Source organism: Hufsiella arboris, from assembly GCF_009834875.1.
Lineage (GTDB): Bacteria > Bacteroidota > Bacteroidia > Sphingobacteriales > Sphingobacteriaceae > Hufsiella_A > Hufsiella_A arboris.
Genome location: NZ_WVHT01000004.1, coordinates 429816 through 446524, shown reverse-complemented (window position 1 = coordinate 446524; position 16709 = coordinate 429816). Strand labels below are relative to the sequence as shown.

Annotated in this window: 10 protein-coding genes; all 10 read left to right on the top strand. The window is 39.8% G+C overall.

Translation table 11 applies throughout. From position 1 onward, the window contains the following. Nucleotides 1-608 precede the first annotated feature (608 nt). Nucleotides 609-983, top strand: a complete 375-nt coding sequence (locus GS399_RS11115) for a hypothetical protein (protein WP_160844690.1) — start codon at nucleotides 609-611, stop codon at nucleotides 981-983. A gap of 833 nt (nucleotides 984-1816) precedes the next feature. Next, nucleotides 1817-3301 (top strand): type I restriction-modification system subunit M, encoded by a 1485-nt coding sequence (locus GS399_RS11110; RefSeq protein WP_160844689.1) that lies wholly within the window; start codon nucleotides 1817-1819, stop codon nucleotides 3299-3301. Next, nucleotides 3298-4752, top strand: coding sequence for a type I restriction-modification system subunit M (locus GS399_RS11105; RefSeq protein WP_160844688.1), 1455 nt, complete (start codon nucleotides 3298-3300; stop codon nucleotides 4750-4752). The genes GS399_RS11110 and GS399_RS11105 overlap by 4 nt, the downstream gene beginning before the upstream one ends. Then, nucleotides 4749-5540: a restriction endonuclease subunit S gene (locus GS399_RS11100; protein WP_160844687.1), complete on the top strand. Its 792-nt coding sequence runs from the start codon at nucleotides 4749-4751 to the stop codon at nucleotides 5538-5540. The genes GS399_RS11105 and GS399_RS11100 overlap by 4 nt, the downstream gene beginning before the upstream one ends. Continuing rightward, nucleotides 5537-6016, top strand: a complete 480-nt coding sequence (locus GS399_RS11095) for a restriction endonuclease subunit S (RefSeq protein ID WP_160844686.1) — start codon at nucleotides 5537-5539, stop codon at nucleotides 6014-6016. Before GS399_RS11100 ends, GS399_RS11095 begins: the two co-directional genes overlap by 4 nt. A 2-nt stretch (nucleotides 6017-6018) precedes the next feature. Beyond that, nucleotides 6019-8985: a type I restriction endonuclease subunit R gene (locus tag GS399_RS11090; protein ID WP_160844685.1), complete on the top strand. Its 2967-nt coding sequence runs from the start codon at nucleotides 6019-6021 to the stop codon at nucleotides 8983-8985. An 11-nt stretch (nucleotides 8986-8996) separates the two neighbouring features. Then, on the top strand, nucleotides 8997-12479 hold the full coding sequence (locus tag GS399_RS11085; protein ID WP_160844684.1) for a DEAD/DEAH box helicase: 3483 nt from the start codon (nucleotides 8997-8999) through the stop codon (nucleotides 12477-12479). A 368-nt stretch (nucleotides 12480-12847) separates the two neighbouring features. Then, nucleotides 12848-13468 carry a YIP1 family protein gene (locus tag GS399_RS11080; protein WP_160844683.1) on the top strand — a complete coding sequence of 207 codons (621 nt, stop codon included), beginning with the start codon at nucleotides 12848-12850 and terminating at the stop codon, nucleotides 13466-13468. Between the two features lie 23 nt (nucleotides 13469-13491). Further along, nucleotides 13492-14025, top strand: a complete 534-nt coding sequence (locus GS399_RS11075) for a hypothetical protein (RefSeq protein ID WP_160844682.1) — start codon at nucleotides 13492-13494, stop codon at nucleotides 14023-14025. A gap of 328 nt (nucleotides 14026-14353) precedes the next feature. Beyond that, the gene (locus GS399_RS11070; protein ID WP_160844681.1) at nucleotides 14354-16171 is read left to right on the top strand and encodes a hypothetical protein; all 1818 of its coding nucleotides are present in this window, start codon (nucleotides 14354-14356) and stop codon (nucleotides 16169-16171) included. Nucleotides 16172-16709: the final 538 nt, after the last annotated feature.

Here is a 16709-nt window from a genome sequence, read left to right as displayed (position 1 = left end):
AGACCTTTATCTATTTTAACCGCGAAGTGACGCTGCGCTTAACACTTCGCAGAACAAAGGTTCTTTTAATTCTCAGGTTCTTTTAAGTCTTCCGCAGGGCGACTTAAAAGAATTTAATAAATCTGTGTCTCTGACACATTTATCCCCAAATCACAGTATCTCTACAACCAACAAGGTCAGAGACCTTTATCTATTTTAACTGCGAAGTGGCACTGCGCTTAACACTTCGCAGAACAAAGGTTTTTTTAAGTCTCAGGTTCTTTTAAGTCTTCCGCAGGGCGACTTAAAAGTGTATAATAAATCTGTGTCTCTGACACATTTATCTCAAATCACAGCATCTCTACAACCAACAAGGTCAGAGACCTTTATCTATATAAATCGCGAAGTGACGCTGCGCTTAACACTTCGCAGAACAAAGTTCAATAACCTTAGGGAATATCCTTGCCGTGCTTTTAATCATGTCGGTATTCGCATGCAGGAAAGACGAAAAGCCGGCGCCCGATAAAAAACCACGACCCGGGACCAACCAAAGCCTATTTTTTCAAGTACCGGGTTGAAAATCGCGATTCAGTAGTTCTTTGGCAACGGGATACAGCAGAACTAAATGGATGGATATATATATCGGTGGTGGCGATCAAAGCTCTGCCGGAGTGGGTTTTGGCGACCTCCAGGGACGGCGCGGCGCTTATTCGCAATTTAATTTCTCTTCCATAAACGAAGGTGATTACTTAATAGACGGAAGTCACACCGGTTTTTCTCTATGGGATGAACCTACAGGGATAGAATCGCAAGTCAGGTATTCCGTTGGGCGGGATACTCCGGGAGCAAAGATGACGGTACATATTCAAAAAAGCACATCAGAAATCGTTGAAGGCAGTTTCTCGGGAAAGGTGTTTAAGTTCACCGATTTCGGATATCGTACAGATAAAAAGCTCTACGATATAGAGGGGGCATTCCGCGTGAAACGCAGAGATAAAATCTAATTCGTGTCTGCTTTTTTTAGACAGGCAGTACTTTAAGTAGTCGCAAAATGAAGATCTAAAATAGGTACGTTGAATGCTTATTTTAACAGCAATGTCCGAATTCCTCCCTTGAGGGGGGTTAGGTGGGTGATTGCTGTCATCCTGAACGATGTGTAATTGGCTTTTGTGAAGGCGAGTGAAGGATCCCCGCGTTCATCAGCACTTCCATTTATATTGCACATCCAATTCCTCAGTTATGGGATATTAGATGATTGATTGCTACTATCATCATGCCAAGCGCAATAGGAAACCAAGTAAATAATTTCTGTATTCTATAACGCTTATTCGTACGCTGGCCATTTATCGTAGGTGTATTTAGTCCCAAAACACCTGTGAAAAAAGGGTGATTAAACGGGAAGAAAAAAGGGTGTTTTACATCACCAGAATTAAATATCAATTTGACATATTTGCAAAATCTACTTCTTACGCCGCAGGTCAGTCTGAGGTTCTCGAAGACTGGTGCGTGAGCGTTGTTTCTATGAAATACATATTTGGGAGAGCTCAGCAGCCAATACAACCTGAATGAAGTTTGTTTACACTTTAATACTTATTTCTTTTTCCTTATTCAATTTAGGGTTTTCCAGTCATCATAGCCCGGAGCTTAACCTAAACAGTCATTTTGGTAGATGTACCGGAGTGCGTATTGCTCAGCTTGTCCGCCGGACTTTGCTGGTCACTATGGTATTTCAATAGACGCGTTGATAAGTAAAAACTCAGTAATATTGCGCCAATAATTAAATGGATAAGATGCACATTGATTAATTTCTTTGCTCGTCGCTATATGATTTAGAAACATGATAAATAAAACTCTAAGCCTGTCCCAACTCGAACAATACTTATCTAAAGCCGCCTGGATTCTAAAGGGACCTGTAGACGCTTCTGACTTTAAAGTGTATATATTCCCATTATTGTTTTTTAAGCGGATATCAGATGTTTACGATGAGGAATATCGCGATGCTTTGGAAGAGTCTGATGGTGACAGTGAGTACGCCAATCTTCCCGAGTTCCACCGCTTTGTAATTCCGGAAGATTGCCATTGGAAAGATGTTCGCGAAACGACGACAAACGTTGGCTTAGCTATCGAAAAAGCTTTAAGAGGGATTGAACAAGCCAACCAGGAATTCTTGTACGGGATTTTTGGTGATGCCCAATGGAGCAATAAGAACAAATTATCGGATCGCCTTTTAATTGATTTGATCGAGCATTTCTCCCGATATGATTTATGCAACAGCAATGTAGATGCTGATTTGTTGGGTAGCTCATACGAATACTTGATCAAACATTTTGCTGATTTAACGAACAAGAAAGCGGGAGAATTCTACACTCCACGTTCCATAGTTCATTTATTGGGTCTTATTCTTGATCCTCATGAAGGAGAAACTATTTATGACCCGGCTTGTGGTACCGGAGGTATGTTATTAGAGTGTGTTGACCATTTAAAACACAATGATGAGGACTACCGTACCTTAAAACTTTTCGGTCAGGAGAAAAACCTGACATCCAGTTCCATTGCCCGAATGAATATGTTTTTGCATGGTATTGAAGATTTTCAAATATACAGAGGCGATACGCTACGCAATCCAGCCTTTTTTGAAGCGGATGGATTAAAAACTTTTGACTGCGTGATTGCCAATCCACCTTTTTCATTAGATGATTGGGGAGCCGAAAATTGGATCAAAGACCCTTTTGGCAGAAACATAGCCGGAGTTCCTCCCAAAAGCAATGGGGACATGGCTTGGGTGCAGCACATGATTAAATCAATGAATAGCACAGGGCGCATGACGGTAGTTTTACCGCATGGAGCATTATTCAGAAAAGGTGCTGAAGGCACTATTCGTGAAGCCTTGGTAAGACAGGATATGTTAGAAGCCGTAATTGGTCTTGGGCCTAACATCTTCTACGGTACGCAACTAGCTGCCTGTGTTATGGTATTCAAACAAAACAAGGAGGAAGCTAAAAAAGGAAAGATCCTTTTCATTGACGCCTCTGAACAAGTGCGTGTGGGCAGGGCGCAAAATTTCCTCGACAAAGAGCATGTGGAACAGATTTTTAAATGGTATCAGGATTTTAATGATGTAGAAAATCATGTAAAGCTTGCTTCTATAGACGATCTGAAAGAAAACGACTTCAATTTGAACATACCACTGTATGTGGAAAAAATAATTGAAGACAATCTGCCGTCGGTAGAAGAAGCATTAGCTGATTTAAAAATTGCATGGGATGAAAGCCTGAAAGCAGAGGAGAAGTTTAAAAATATTTTAAAGGAATTTATTTCATGACCCAACAACAACTCGAAAAATACCTTTGGGGTGCGGCAACCGCCTTACGTGGAACCATAGATGCAGGAGATTACAAGCAGTACATCTTCCCGCTACTGTTCTTCAAGCGCATTTGCGATGTATATGATGAAGAATTTGAAAAGGCCATGGCTGAGAGCGAAGGTGATATGGAATATGCTGCCTTTGCCGAGCATCACCATTTCCAGGTGCCCGAAGGTGCCCATTGGAATGACGTAAGAGAAACAACAGTAAATGTAGGTGTGGCATTGCAGGATGCTATGCGTGCTATTGAAAAGGCTAATCCCGGCACGCTTTACGGGATTTTTGGCGATGCTAGCTGGACCAATAAAAACCGCCTGAGTGATGAAACACTCACCAACCTCATTGAACATTACTCCCAACATAAATTGAGTTTAAGTAATGTGGCAGATGATAAATTGGGCAATGCTTACGAATACTTGATTAAGAAATTTGCAGACGACAGCGGACATACAGCAGCAGAGTTTTATACCAATCGCACCGTGGTAACACTCATGACCATGATCATGGACCCACAACCTGGGGAAAGTGTGTATGACCCTACCTGCGGATCGGGTGGTTTGTTGTTGAACTGCGCTTTACATTTAAAGGAAGAAGGCAAGGAATACCGCACCTTAAAATTATACGGGCAAGAAGTCAACCTTCTTACCTCGGCCATTGCCCGCATGAACATGTTTATGCACGGCATTGAGGAGTTTAGCATCGTACGGGGGGATACCTTGGCTAACCCTGCATTTTTGGAAAATGATGAACTGAAAAAGTTCAATGTCATTTTGGCCAATCCTCCTTACTCCATTAAAGCTTGGGACCAAAAGGCCTTTACCAACGACCCTTACGGACGTAACCTTTGGGGCGTACCTCCACAAGGTTGTGCCGATTACGCTTTTCAGCAGCATATTCAAAAGAGTTTAGATGAGCAGAATGGACGTTCTTGTGTTTTATGGCCCTATGGAGTTTTATTTAGAGATTCTGAAAGAGATATGAGACAGAAAATGATTAAAGAAGATTTGGTAGAATGCGTCATTGCTTTAGGTAAGAACCTTTTTTATAATTCAATTATGGAATCATGTTTACTAATCACGAATAATAATAAATCAGAAAGCCGCAAAGGAAACGTATTGTTTATTGATGCGAGAGAAGAATTAAAAAAAGAGAAAACCATTAGTTATTTGCTTCCTGAGCATATTTCTAAAATATATAAAGCTTATTTTGATTTCAAGATTGAAGATAAGTTTACTTATGTGGCCAACTTGGATGAGATAATAGAAAAAGAATCAAGTTTGAATATCCCCCTATATATAAAAGGTGTTTCAAATGAAACCATTTTAGAGCCGTCAGAAGCATATATCAAATGGATAGATTCAGGAGACGTGCTAAAGAAGTCAATAAACCAATTATTTGAAATTCTATGAATGAGGTATTGGAAATGAATATAACGAAAGCGATCGAGAACAAGACAGATAAAGCTAAATGGGTTAAATGGAAATTTTCTGATCTGGTTGAAAACATTGTAGAGAAAGTTGTGCCACAGGACTCAGGTTTGGAACATTATATCGGTTTGGAACATTTAGATTCTGGTTCTCTGAAAATTAAACGGTTTGGAAAAACAGCTTCTTTAATTGGCGACAAATTAAAGATTTATAAAGGCGATTTAATTTTTGCCAAACGAAATGCATATCTTAAACGTGTATCTATTGCCGATTTTGATGCAGTTGCTTCCGCTCATTCGATGGTTTTGAGACCAAAACCTAAAAATGTATTACCTGAATTTCTTCCTTTCTTTTTATTGTCTGAAATGTTTTGGGAAAAAGCAATAGAAATATCGGTTGGGTCTCTCTCACCAACGATTAATTGGAAAGTACTTGCTAAGCAAGAATTCCTCCTTCCCCCCAAAGACCAACAAGTCAAACTAGCTGAATTGCTTTGGGCTATGTATGATGTTATTGAAAAAGAGGACGGGCTGCTAAAGCAATTAGAAACAAATATTAATTCATTCATATGGCAAGTATTTACATCGCATATTAATAGAGTTTCGAATAAAAATATTTTAAAGTGCAAATCTCTTTTTCAAACTAAATGGGAAAATCGTGAATTTCCTATCGGCTGGAAAACAATGAAGTTATCTGATGTTATTTCAATTCTCAAAATGGTTTTGCTGAAGGACAACGAGACGATACTGGTATCCCGCAGCTTCGAATGAATAATGTAACAAGAGAAGGTAGAATCAATTTAGATAAAATTGCAATGATTCCGTCAAGAAATAATATTAAAAAATATACCATTAAAATCGATGATGTCCTTTTTTGCAATACAAATAGTGAAGATTTGGTCGGGAAAAGTATTGTCGCCACTAAGGAGATCGAAAAATTTTGCTTCAGTAATCATTTTACACGACTCAGAGCAAATGAAGAAATCATCACACAGAAATTTTTATACCTGTGGTTGAAATTTCATTTTGATATTGGTTTATTCGAAAGGATCTGTACAAAATGGATTGGTCAAGCTGCAGTTCAAATTGAAAGTCTACTTAAATTACAAATCATTCTACCTAGTTTAACCGAGCAATATTATGCAGGTGAATATTGTAAGACAATAGAAAATAATATTGACGAAGTAAAAGTGAAAATTTCCAACTCAAAAGCCCTTCAAAAAAGTCTTATCAAACAAATCTTTTAAGTATGGGATTTAACGAACTCAATAGCATAGAACATTACATTATTCACCAACTCAGCGGGGTGAATTTTAATAGTAATGTAGTCCAGGAACCTAAAGCTGCCTACGGGGCGCAATGGGTCTATCAATCGGCCAACGATATCCATCGAAGCGTAAATGAAGTATTGATAGAAACTGAACTCAAAGATGCATTGATTCGCTTGAACCCTGAAATTGCTGTCAATCCTGATTTGGGAGATGAAGTCATTTATAAACTAAGAGCAGTACTAATTGCGGTCAATCAAGTAGGCTTGGTAATAGCCAATGAAGAGTTCTTTAAATGGATGACAGGTGAAAAAACTATGCCTTTTGGAGAGAATAGTCGCCATGTACCGGTACGCCTCATCGATTTTGAAAACCTTTCCGATAATCGCTATGTAGTCACCAACCAATACCGCATCCATCACCGCGAAACCAAGATTCCTGATATCGTGATGATGATCAACGGAATTCCGGTTGTTGTAGGAGAGGCAAAAACAGCTATTCGCCCTTCGGTAAGTTGGTTAGATGGGGCGTATGAAATACACAACGTTTACGAAAATGCCGTACCGCAACTATTTGTACCTAATATATTATCTTTTGCTACAGAAGGAAAAGAATTGTACTATGGTTCTATAAGATGTCCGTTAGAATTCTGGGCACCCTGGCGTTTGGAAAATGATGAAGATGCGCTTGCCAAAAGATTAGGTTTAGGAGAAGTAGGAAAAGAGTTGTCGAACTTGTTAAGTCCAATACGATTGCTGGACATCATGCGCAACTTCTCACTTTTTTCAACAGATAAAAAGAAACGCAGAATAAAAATTATTCCACGCTTTCAGCAATACGAAGGCGCTAATAAAATTGTAGAGCGGGTAAAAGAAGGGGAGATTAAAAAAGGTTTGATCTGGCATTTTCAAGGATCTGGAAAGTCTTTCCTAATGGTATTTGCAGCACAGAAGCTGAGAAGGACTCCGGAATTAAAAAGTCCAACGGTGATCATCCTGGTTGACCGTACTGATTTAGATACTCAGATCAGCGGCACTTTTAACGCAGCTGATATCGCCAATGTAGAAACTACCGACAACATCCGGGAATTGCAAGGTATGCTGGAACGCGATACCCGTAAGATTATCGTGTCCATGATTCACAAATTCCGGGATGCCAAACCCAATATGAATACCCGTGAGAATATCATTGTGCTGGTAGACGAGGCACATCGTACGCAAGAAGGTGATTTAGGCAGACAAATGCGGGCGGCATTACCCAATGCTTTTCTGTTTGGACTAACAGGTACGCCTGTAAATAAAGCAGACAAAAATACCTTTTGGGCATTCGGTTCTGAGGAGGACGAAGGTGGATATTTATCCCGCTATACTTTTCAGGATTCTATTCGCGACGGAGCCACCTTGCCTTTACATTTCGAGCCCCGCATGTTAGATGTGCATGTAGACAAAGAAACGATTGATAAACTTTTTGCGGACTTTAAAGAAGAAACGGCCCTTACCGATGAGGAAGCGGATGCTTTAAATAGGAAATCCGCAAAAATGGCGGCCTTTTTAAAATCGCCAGAGCGGGTAGCTAAAATTGTAAAAGACATATCCGTTCATTTCAATGAGAAAGTAGCACCACATGGTTTTAAAGCCATGGTGGTAACACCGGATCGTCATGCGTGTATACAATACAAAGAGGAGTTAGATAAATACTTTCCGGTAGAAGCCAGCAAAGTAGTCATCTCTACCACCGCCAATGATACTTTTGAGTTCAAGCAGAAATGGGGGGTTGATAAATCGCAGCAAGAGCGAATTGTAGATGAATTTAACGATCCCATTTCAGATTTGCAGTTTCTTATTGTTACCGCCAAATTGCTAACGGGTTTTGATTCGCCTATTTTACAAACCATGTATTTAGACAAGTCGATAAAGGACCATACACTTCTTCAGGCCATTTGCAGAACCAATAGATTATTCCCCAATAAAACCTACGGTCGTATTGTAGATTATTTTGGCGTGTTTGACGATGCAGCTAAAGCTTTGCAATTTGATGAAGCTTCGGTAAAACAAATCATCAGCAATTTATCCGAATTGCGCGAGAAGTTACCGCAGGCTATGAGAGATACCTTACAGCATTTTGAAGGAGTAGATAGAACTCAGCTCGGCTTTGAAGGGTTAGAAGCGGCACAAAATAAATTAAAAACTAACGAGAGCAAAGATGCTTTCGCCTCCGATTATAAGTACCTGAGTAAACTTTGGGAGTCGCTCTCTCCCGATAATATTCTGAACTTATACCAGGCCGATTATAAATGGTTGTCCCAGGTGTTTGAATCGGTTCGCCCCGCTTCAGACAATGTAGGCAAACTACTTTGGATGACGTTAGGAGCTCAAACTACTAAGCTTATCCACGATAACATTCACGTAGGGGACATTCACAACCTGGAAGAGTTTATTTTAGATTCTGATGTTATTGAAGATATATTCAACAACCCAGATCCGAAGAATGCTAAGAAATTAGAGAAAATTCTTATTAATCGCTTTAAGAAGCATGGGGAACACCCCAAGTTTAAAAAGCTAAGTGAACTGTTAGAAGAATTGCGGGATAGAGCTGAGAAAGGACTGATAACCTCTATCGAGTTCGTAAAAGAACTTTGTAAAATAGCCAAAGAAGCCGTACAGGCTGAAAAAGATCTTCAAGCTGAAGTGCAGGAAAGATCACCCAAAGCGGCGTTAACGGAATTATTTCTAGAGCTAAAAACAGACCAAACGCCTGCAGTAGTAGAGCGCATTGTTGCTGATATTGATGCTATTGTTCGTGTTGTAAGTTTTGTGGGATGGCAAAAAACCTCGTCAGGAGAGAGGGAGGTTCAAAAATCATTACGGCAGGCGCTTTTGAAATACCAATTGCACAAGGATCAGGTGTTGTTTGATAGGGCGTATGGGTATATTAAGGAGTATTATTAAACAGTTGAGATATGGGAAGGCCATTCTTCAATTATTCTATAGTTCAACTTGAAGCAGCGTATGAATCCAACCGCAACGATCAGAACTTTCTGAAAGGGTTGTTGGAAGAGTTAGAGCATAGAACAACAGCCAGAGCGGATAAGCTTGCAAAGGACGTTCTAACGTCGATTGATTATTTAGATTCTTCTGCAGAAAAGACAAAAGATTCTTTTGAATTACAGCCGGAAGCGCCTAAAGTAAAGACTGAGCCTGTTGAAATAAACGATTTCATCCTTGATGTAGACCTTGAAATTCCCAAGTTTGAAACACAGCAAAGACCGGTAATTGCTAATAAACCGGAAGATGTTTTATCGAGCTGGATAGCCTTAGAGGTGTTCTCTCCGCAGACTTTCAAAAGGCCTGAAGATTTAGCAGGTGGTGATAGAAGATTGATAGTTCCCTTGATAGGTAACCAGTTACCCTGGGTGGGCGAGGTAGAGAAATCCCGCCCAAAATATCAGCTATTTTATCATGTTATTCTCGGTACCATTGATATGCAAAAGGCGATTGCCGGTCTGTTGCCTATATACTCAGATGAGCGAATTGAAAGACCGCCAGCTACTGGAGAAGCAATCATTGCTTCGCTTGTTCTTGACCAAAAGGGACGGCTTGTAGAGGAGGGTTGCATTGGGATTTCCAGCTTTGCATGGGGGCTTAATCATGCCTTTCAAGGTAATCTCGCCTCTCTGGGTGATTGGCCAAAGGTTGAAAAGGTGGTTACAGAGCAATTGATGAAAGCATTGCTACCTTATAATCAGCAGAACGAAAATTCTTCTGCAATTACATTAGATGCTCTGAACAAAACATTAAATGCTCTCGTGAAGGCCTTTAAGATTCCGCCAGAGTTTTTGAAATCTAACCCTTTTGCTTTAAGGGCCTATGAATATTATAAAAATGACTCGCCTGAGCCGCTCTTGCTAAATAGCTTTTTTGTTAGTGATCTTGCTGAGGCTAGAAAATTATTTCTTGAAAAGAAAGCACCACCTATACTGAAAAAATATTTAAGAGTTGAAACTCCCACTTCAAGAATTAACCTGCTTGACGACACCGCAAAACTAGAGGAATCTGTAGCTCCGCGAATGGCCCCACTAGCCAGATGGCCAGGAGCTGGAAGACATCCCTTAGTGCTTCTGCAGCAGGCAGCGGTTAACCTTGCTTTTAACACGCTTAAGAAAGATTCTGGTATTCTCGCCGTCAACGGTCCGCCCGGAACCGGCAAGACAACATTATTGCGGGATATTGTTGCAGGATTAGTTTCCGACCGAGCTGAGGAGATGTGCAAATTTGATGATCCCGCAACTGCATTCACTTTCTCTGGACAAAAACTTAAGGCCGGAACCGCATGGTTGCACTTGTATAATTTAGACAGTAGCCTTAAGGGATTTGAGATGGTCATTGCATCATCGAATAACAAAGCGGTAGAGAACGTTAGTGCTGAACTTCCCGGTATCAATTCAATCGCTGCTGACGCTGTTGATTTGCGCTATTTTAAGAGCTTATCAGATAATCTGCTTGAGAGAGATAGTTGGGGTTTGATAGCAGCAGTCTTAGGAAATGCCGGTAATCGCTTTCGCTTCAAACAAGCTTTTTGGTGGGATGAAGATACTGGGTTAGCAAGATACCTTGGCGAAGCCAATGGAACACCACAACTTATCGATGTTATTGATCCTGAAACGGGGAAGGTTACAGGAACAAGAAAGCCGCGAATTGTGATTGAAGAAAATGCGCCAAGTAGTCATGTTCAAGCAATTAGCAACTGGAACAGCGCCAGAAATGAATTTCAAATAGCAGTAGAGGAAAGTAAGGCTTCAATCGAACAAATTAACAGCATCCGAGAGGCTGTCTTGGCCTTACCTAAGTTGGTCAAAGCTGAGAGAGAAGCAAAGGAAGCATTAGATGTGGCTGTTGTAAGTGAAACAGAAGTGCTGAAAGAATTAAATAAGCTATTGGAAGTCCGTGATGTTTTAGATAGAAAATTAAAGGCGACAGAAGCTGTAGGTAAAGAATTACTTCAAAGACGTCCGAGTTTTTTCTCGAGACTTTTCAACTCAAAAAAATACCAAGATTGGAAGGAGGAATACGACACTCATCTGCTGGTACTAAAGCTGGCAAGAAAGGAGTTCAATGGAATTAAATCCCAGGTACATACATCAGAGGAAAAATATAAAAATCGGCAGGAATCGCGTGGTAGACTTGCTCAAAATTATCAAAAGACTTATCAATTATTTAAGGCGAGAAACACCACTGTTGAGCAGGCTAGACTGAGATTGAAAAGCCACCTGATTGATACAGGTTTCTTTGCTCAAGAGAGACAGCAAATACATATAACATCGCCTTGGTTTGACAATAGTATTCAAAGTTTGAGAGACAATGTTTTTATAAAGGCCATTAAGCTTCACAAGGCATTTATAGCTGCTGCCGCAAAACCACTTAGAAACAACCTTAATGTCTTTACGCAGCTACTCGGAGGCTTAAGATTCGATGAGAAGGAAAAGTTATCGCTTCTTCCGGATCTGTGGTCTTCTTTGTTTTTAGTGGTGCCGAGCGTCTCTACGACGTTTGCTTCTGTGCGACGTATGATGGAGGATTTACCTCCTGGCAGCCTGGGTTGGTCGTTAATTGATGAGGCGGGGCAAGCATTACCGCAAGCAGCAGTTGGTCTGTTAATGCGAACGAAGCGTGCGATAGTTGTTGGAGATCCTATTCAAATCGAACCAGTAGTGACCTTGCCCGATACGATGACCAAGAGAATTTGCAAACACTTCGGCGCCGACCCAGATAAGTATAATGCCCCCGAAGCGTCTGTACAAACATTGGCTGACAGCGTTACCCAATATTTTGCAGAATTTGAAACTAACGGAGGGAGCCGCGCAGTAGGAGTTCCCTTGCTAGTACATCGCCGGTGCGATGAGCCAATGTTTAGTATCTCCAATGCAGTTGCATATAGTAATCTAATGGTACCTGCGAAACAGCGCGCCCAATCTAAGATAAGAGATTTATTAGGTCCTTCCAGATGGATTGATGTCCAGGGACAGGCAGTAGATAAGTGGTGCCCTGAAGAAGGTGAAATTGTTATAGATGTTCTTAAAAGACTAAAAGCAGCATCAATCTACCCGAATATATACATTATTACCCCTTTTGTTATTGTTGCGGATAATTTGCGCAGGCTTTTGATTGACAGCCGAATATTAGATTCCTGGGTTGACGAACCATTTAAATGGCCTTACGAGCGAATCGGAACGGTGCATACAGTGCAAGGGCGCGAGGCTGAAGCGGTAGTTTTTGTTCTTGGAGCGCAAATGACGCAACAAAATGGCGCCAGGGCTTGGGCTGGAGGAAGGCCGAATTTACTGAATGTTGCGGTAACTAGGGCTAAAGAGGTGGTGTATGTGGTAGGGAATAAAGAGCTTTGGAAAGGGGCGGGTTTGTTTAAGGATCTATCCAGACGATTGTAAGCAGCATGCCTGCTAGATAATAACAAGAGAAATTGAATATTTAGTGTAGCTTCAATAAGGGCACTATGAAATTTTATAGAAGCAGTTTGAGAACATTAATCTACTGATGGAAGAAGGCCTCACTGTCCGTAGTCTTGTGTGCGGCCAAAGAAAGGCAGATTACAGATTAACGGATAGAAAGGAGTTTAAAACTCCGGTAAATAGCTACTGGCGATGTTACTCAATATACTGCAATTCATTACCGCTAAAATGAATGATACGTTGAGACGGCAAAATTATAGGAATAAGGCGTGGTTTGTAGATATCCCTTAATCTGATATATTTGATAGTACCTTATCAAAATCTAATTAACCTAAACCAAACCGCCCGTGGACGAAACTTATAAAAGCGTTATAGCTCAACTATTATTTGGGCCACGAAAAGCCTTTGATGTCATCCTTCGAGATAACTTAAATAAGTACCAGCTTCTATTTATTACGCTGGCGGGAATCTCCAATTCATTCGGAAGGGCTATAGGAATCGGTAATTCATATACCTTGCCTGTTAAACTGATCTTTATCATTTGTACCGGTATACTTATCGGGCTCATCATTCCCAATATTTTGGCGGCCACAATTAGTTTTACAGGTAAATGGTTTGGCGGCGCAGCGACACCTAAACAGGTTTTATTAGTTATTTCATTTGCGCTGATACCTGTCGCCTGTTTCCTGGGGATCAATATCGTTCGTCTTTTGATTTTTGGCGGAGCGCTTTTCGGCTCGAACTTCAACGCTTTTAATTCAGGCAGTGTTGCAGGTTATTTCTTTTTGATTACGCATTACATCCAGGCGTTCCTGATCGTTCCTTATGCGATTTTATTGTTTGTTGGATTAAGTGAGGCGCAGGGGTTCCCTTTCTGGAAGAGCATTTTGAATGTTTTAGTTGCATGCCTGTTAATTGTTGTACCGATGATGCTAATGGTCGTCTTGGTTATGGTAGTTGCAGGTTAAAGAGATAGAATATATTAGTCCTTATGAGATTTCAGATTCCATTTAACCCGGAGCGCTTTATCGAATTAAACCGGCTATACTTTAAAAGAGCAAATGAAAAAACAAGGCAGTCCGGTTGGGCGTATGCCGCGTGGGGTATTTTGCTGGTCTTTTTGTCCAACTTCAACCATTCATCAACTATTGCCGTCAATTTACTTTTTGGGGTAGGGCTTGCGTTCATTGTGATTGGTTTACATAATTTCTATGCATACTGGAAGGGTAAAAGGAAATTCAATGCGTTAGTAAACAAAATATCAGAACAGCATGACCAGCAGCGCGGTTCGGCGATCTGGGAATTTCGTGAACATGAATTTTATTATGAGGACTATCAGCATCAATTGCGTTATGAATGGGCAGGTTTTAATAAAGCCGAAATAGTTGATGGCTGTATATTGTACTTGTATCGTGTTGAAGGTTATATGCCGATGATGTTGCATCAGAACGAAATAGGAGAAGCCAGTTTCAACGAGGTAGTTTCTTTCCTGGAGAAGGTAATACCTTCCGGCATTGAGAAATAATTCCCTATTAAATAAAAGCCTTCGGAACTACGTATCAAATAAGCTTGCATTTTAGTCACTCTTTCTACTCAACACCTTCGGTTTTTCCTCGCTGGCGCGAGCGTGCCGCTCGTGTCAATACTAGGCGGAATAAAAGAAAAAACAATACTTAAATTCACCAAACTTAAGCCGGCGATAGAGAACACCGAACATTCAGTTATATTTTTGTCGATGAAAAAATATTTGCAACGGAAAAATATGCATTTGTAAATACCAGTCAGTTTCTGTTTTTACTTAAATAAGAATACTTTTACGATTTGTAATTTCAAAAACGACCTAACCTTTCATTATGACTAGAGTATTTTTATTTGTCATTTTCCTAATACCATTCTTATCTGGTTGTAAGAAAGATCAACCTACGGATCCCGAAAAACCGAAAGTTGTCGCTGGAATCACCATACAGTCAATTAGTAGCAACCCATTTTTAAATAGTGACTGGCAACATGCAATTGGAGGAAAAGGAGTATTAGAATTTAAGCTTAAAGATTCTAAAGACTCGACTTCATCAAGAACCCAAGACAGCCTTGATTTAGCTAACGCATCTTTATATAAGAAAGAGCTCACGGTAGGTAAATATGACATAATACTTGATACGAAGAAGACCTCAAATGTGGCAGATACATTTCTTAGATTTCATTCTGAACTTAAAGGGTTATCTGTAGAAAAGCAAGAAGCAGTTTCGCTGAGCGTCACGTCTTCTGACGGATTGATTACAATTGATAAAGATTATATAAAAGACAAAACTACACCGACTTTCCAATCCAAATCAGATTCAAAGGCATATAATTTAGGTCTTATTAATGGCTTCTATTATATCTATGTGAAAGGAGATATTTCCGGAACGATTTCTTTTACATCACAAATAACCAACAAGGTTTGTATGAAGGATATCGACGTAAAATCAAGCAACCATTATAATCTTGTTGTTTCTGTATCTAAGAACAATTCTGTTCAGATATTCCTTGGCGATTTTCATTACAAAAATGTAGCTGGCGACAAAAGCACACTTTTGACTTTAGATATCGACCCTGGTTACATGTCGTTTTATAAAAATGTATATTACATTTTAGCTGATGAAAATGGAGAGGTTTTAAACAAATTTGAGTATCAAAAAGGTTCAGCACAAGTTTCTGTTATTTCTAATAAAGATTTTCAAAAAGATAGATTTAATCTATACCGGATTACAATACCCCTAGATAATGGTGCACCCGATATAATTGGTTACCTGGGAATTAAGAAAGGAAGTGTTTGGAGACTTAAGTCTAACAATAGTCCAATGAGGCCAAATGTTGATCAGGCAAAAATGACTATTAAACCGGGTAGTGAACACTATTGGTTAAGATATACAGCTGATAATAGTTGGTCTGAGATCCATCCTTTTGACCCGACTGTTCTTAATACTCAAACCTTGGTATATTCTGCTGATAGCAAGTTGTTTTTGTTAGCAAAGAGCAATAAAGGTGTATTTTATAATTTTTTTGATCTACCGGCAGGTACTAAAACATTTACGTTCGATCCTGACAAATGTACCAGGGAACCAGTAGTTAAAACTTTTACCAGCCCAGGGAGTGATATTCAAGCAACCGTTTTTGCATGGCCATATAAAGATTTCGGTAATTTATTCTGGTTTGGAAGCGACGCTTTAGCGGGCAACACTTTAAACTATTATTTGCCGCAGGAAGTTTTTGGTAAATACCTTACGAATATAAGTTATAAGTTAAATGATAAGAACTATTCGTATACATACGTGGGTTCTGAAATTCCTTTGAAACCGGAAATGTTTGATGCAGACTTCGAGATATCAGGAAGCAATCTTGGAGACTTTAAATTTAGCTTTAATAACAAAGCAGATTACTACATAGCCGTTTTTTTCAGCGATAAAGCGCAGTTCAGATTTTACTCGCCAGTTGCTGCAAATTATACAAAATTAAAATTTCCCGATTTTTCGGAATATTTAAAGACCGACAAAGTAGATTATTCTACTTTCAAGCTTCATGAATTTAGCTTACATTCTGGCAATATATTTAAAGAAGATTTACTTGATTATCCAGTGCCCGGAAATCCAGCTAATGTTGAAACATTCGGTATCTCTAAATATTTTAATTAAATCATAGAAGGCATATTTGTTATATAAGCATTTGAGCCGCTCTATGGCTTAAGCTTTCCCCCTCACTGTCTCTGTTTCTTAAGAGCCGCTTGTTTGTAGCTTGACTGTGGAGTGGAAGGAGTTTAAACACCGAAATAAAGATTGCCAAGCCGCAGCGCATATTGCCATGCTTCGGCTCGCAATGGCGATAGAGGGAGGGTTGCTGCTCCAACACTGGCTTAAGCTTAAGCATCGCCCTAGCAATGGGCTGGCTTAACGCCTTAAATAAGAGAAGTTTGAAACTTCTTTTTATTATAAAGCTTAAGTTACCAAACAATACCTTTGCCTGAAACTGAGCCAGAAATAAAAAAATATAACAGATTCCCAGCCTCTGTGATGGAGGCTTCGACTCCGCTCAGCCTGACATTGGACTCAAGTTTTAGTTGCCAACTGTATGGCCGGCAAATCTTTTGTCGATAAAAGAATTTTGTACTTTCATGATTTAATGAAGTGAAAAGCTTCAATTATAATTAGCATTAACCTGATTTTCGCATAAGCT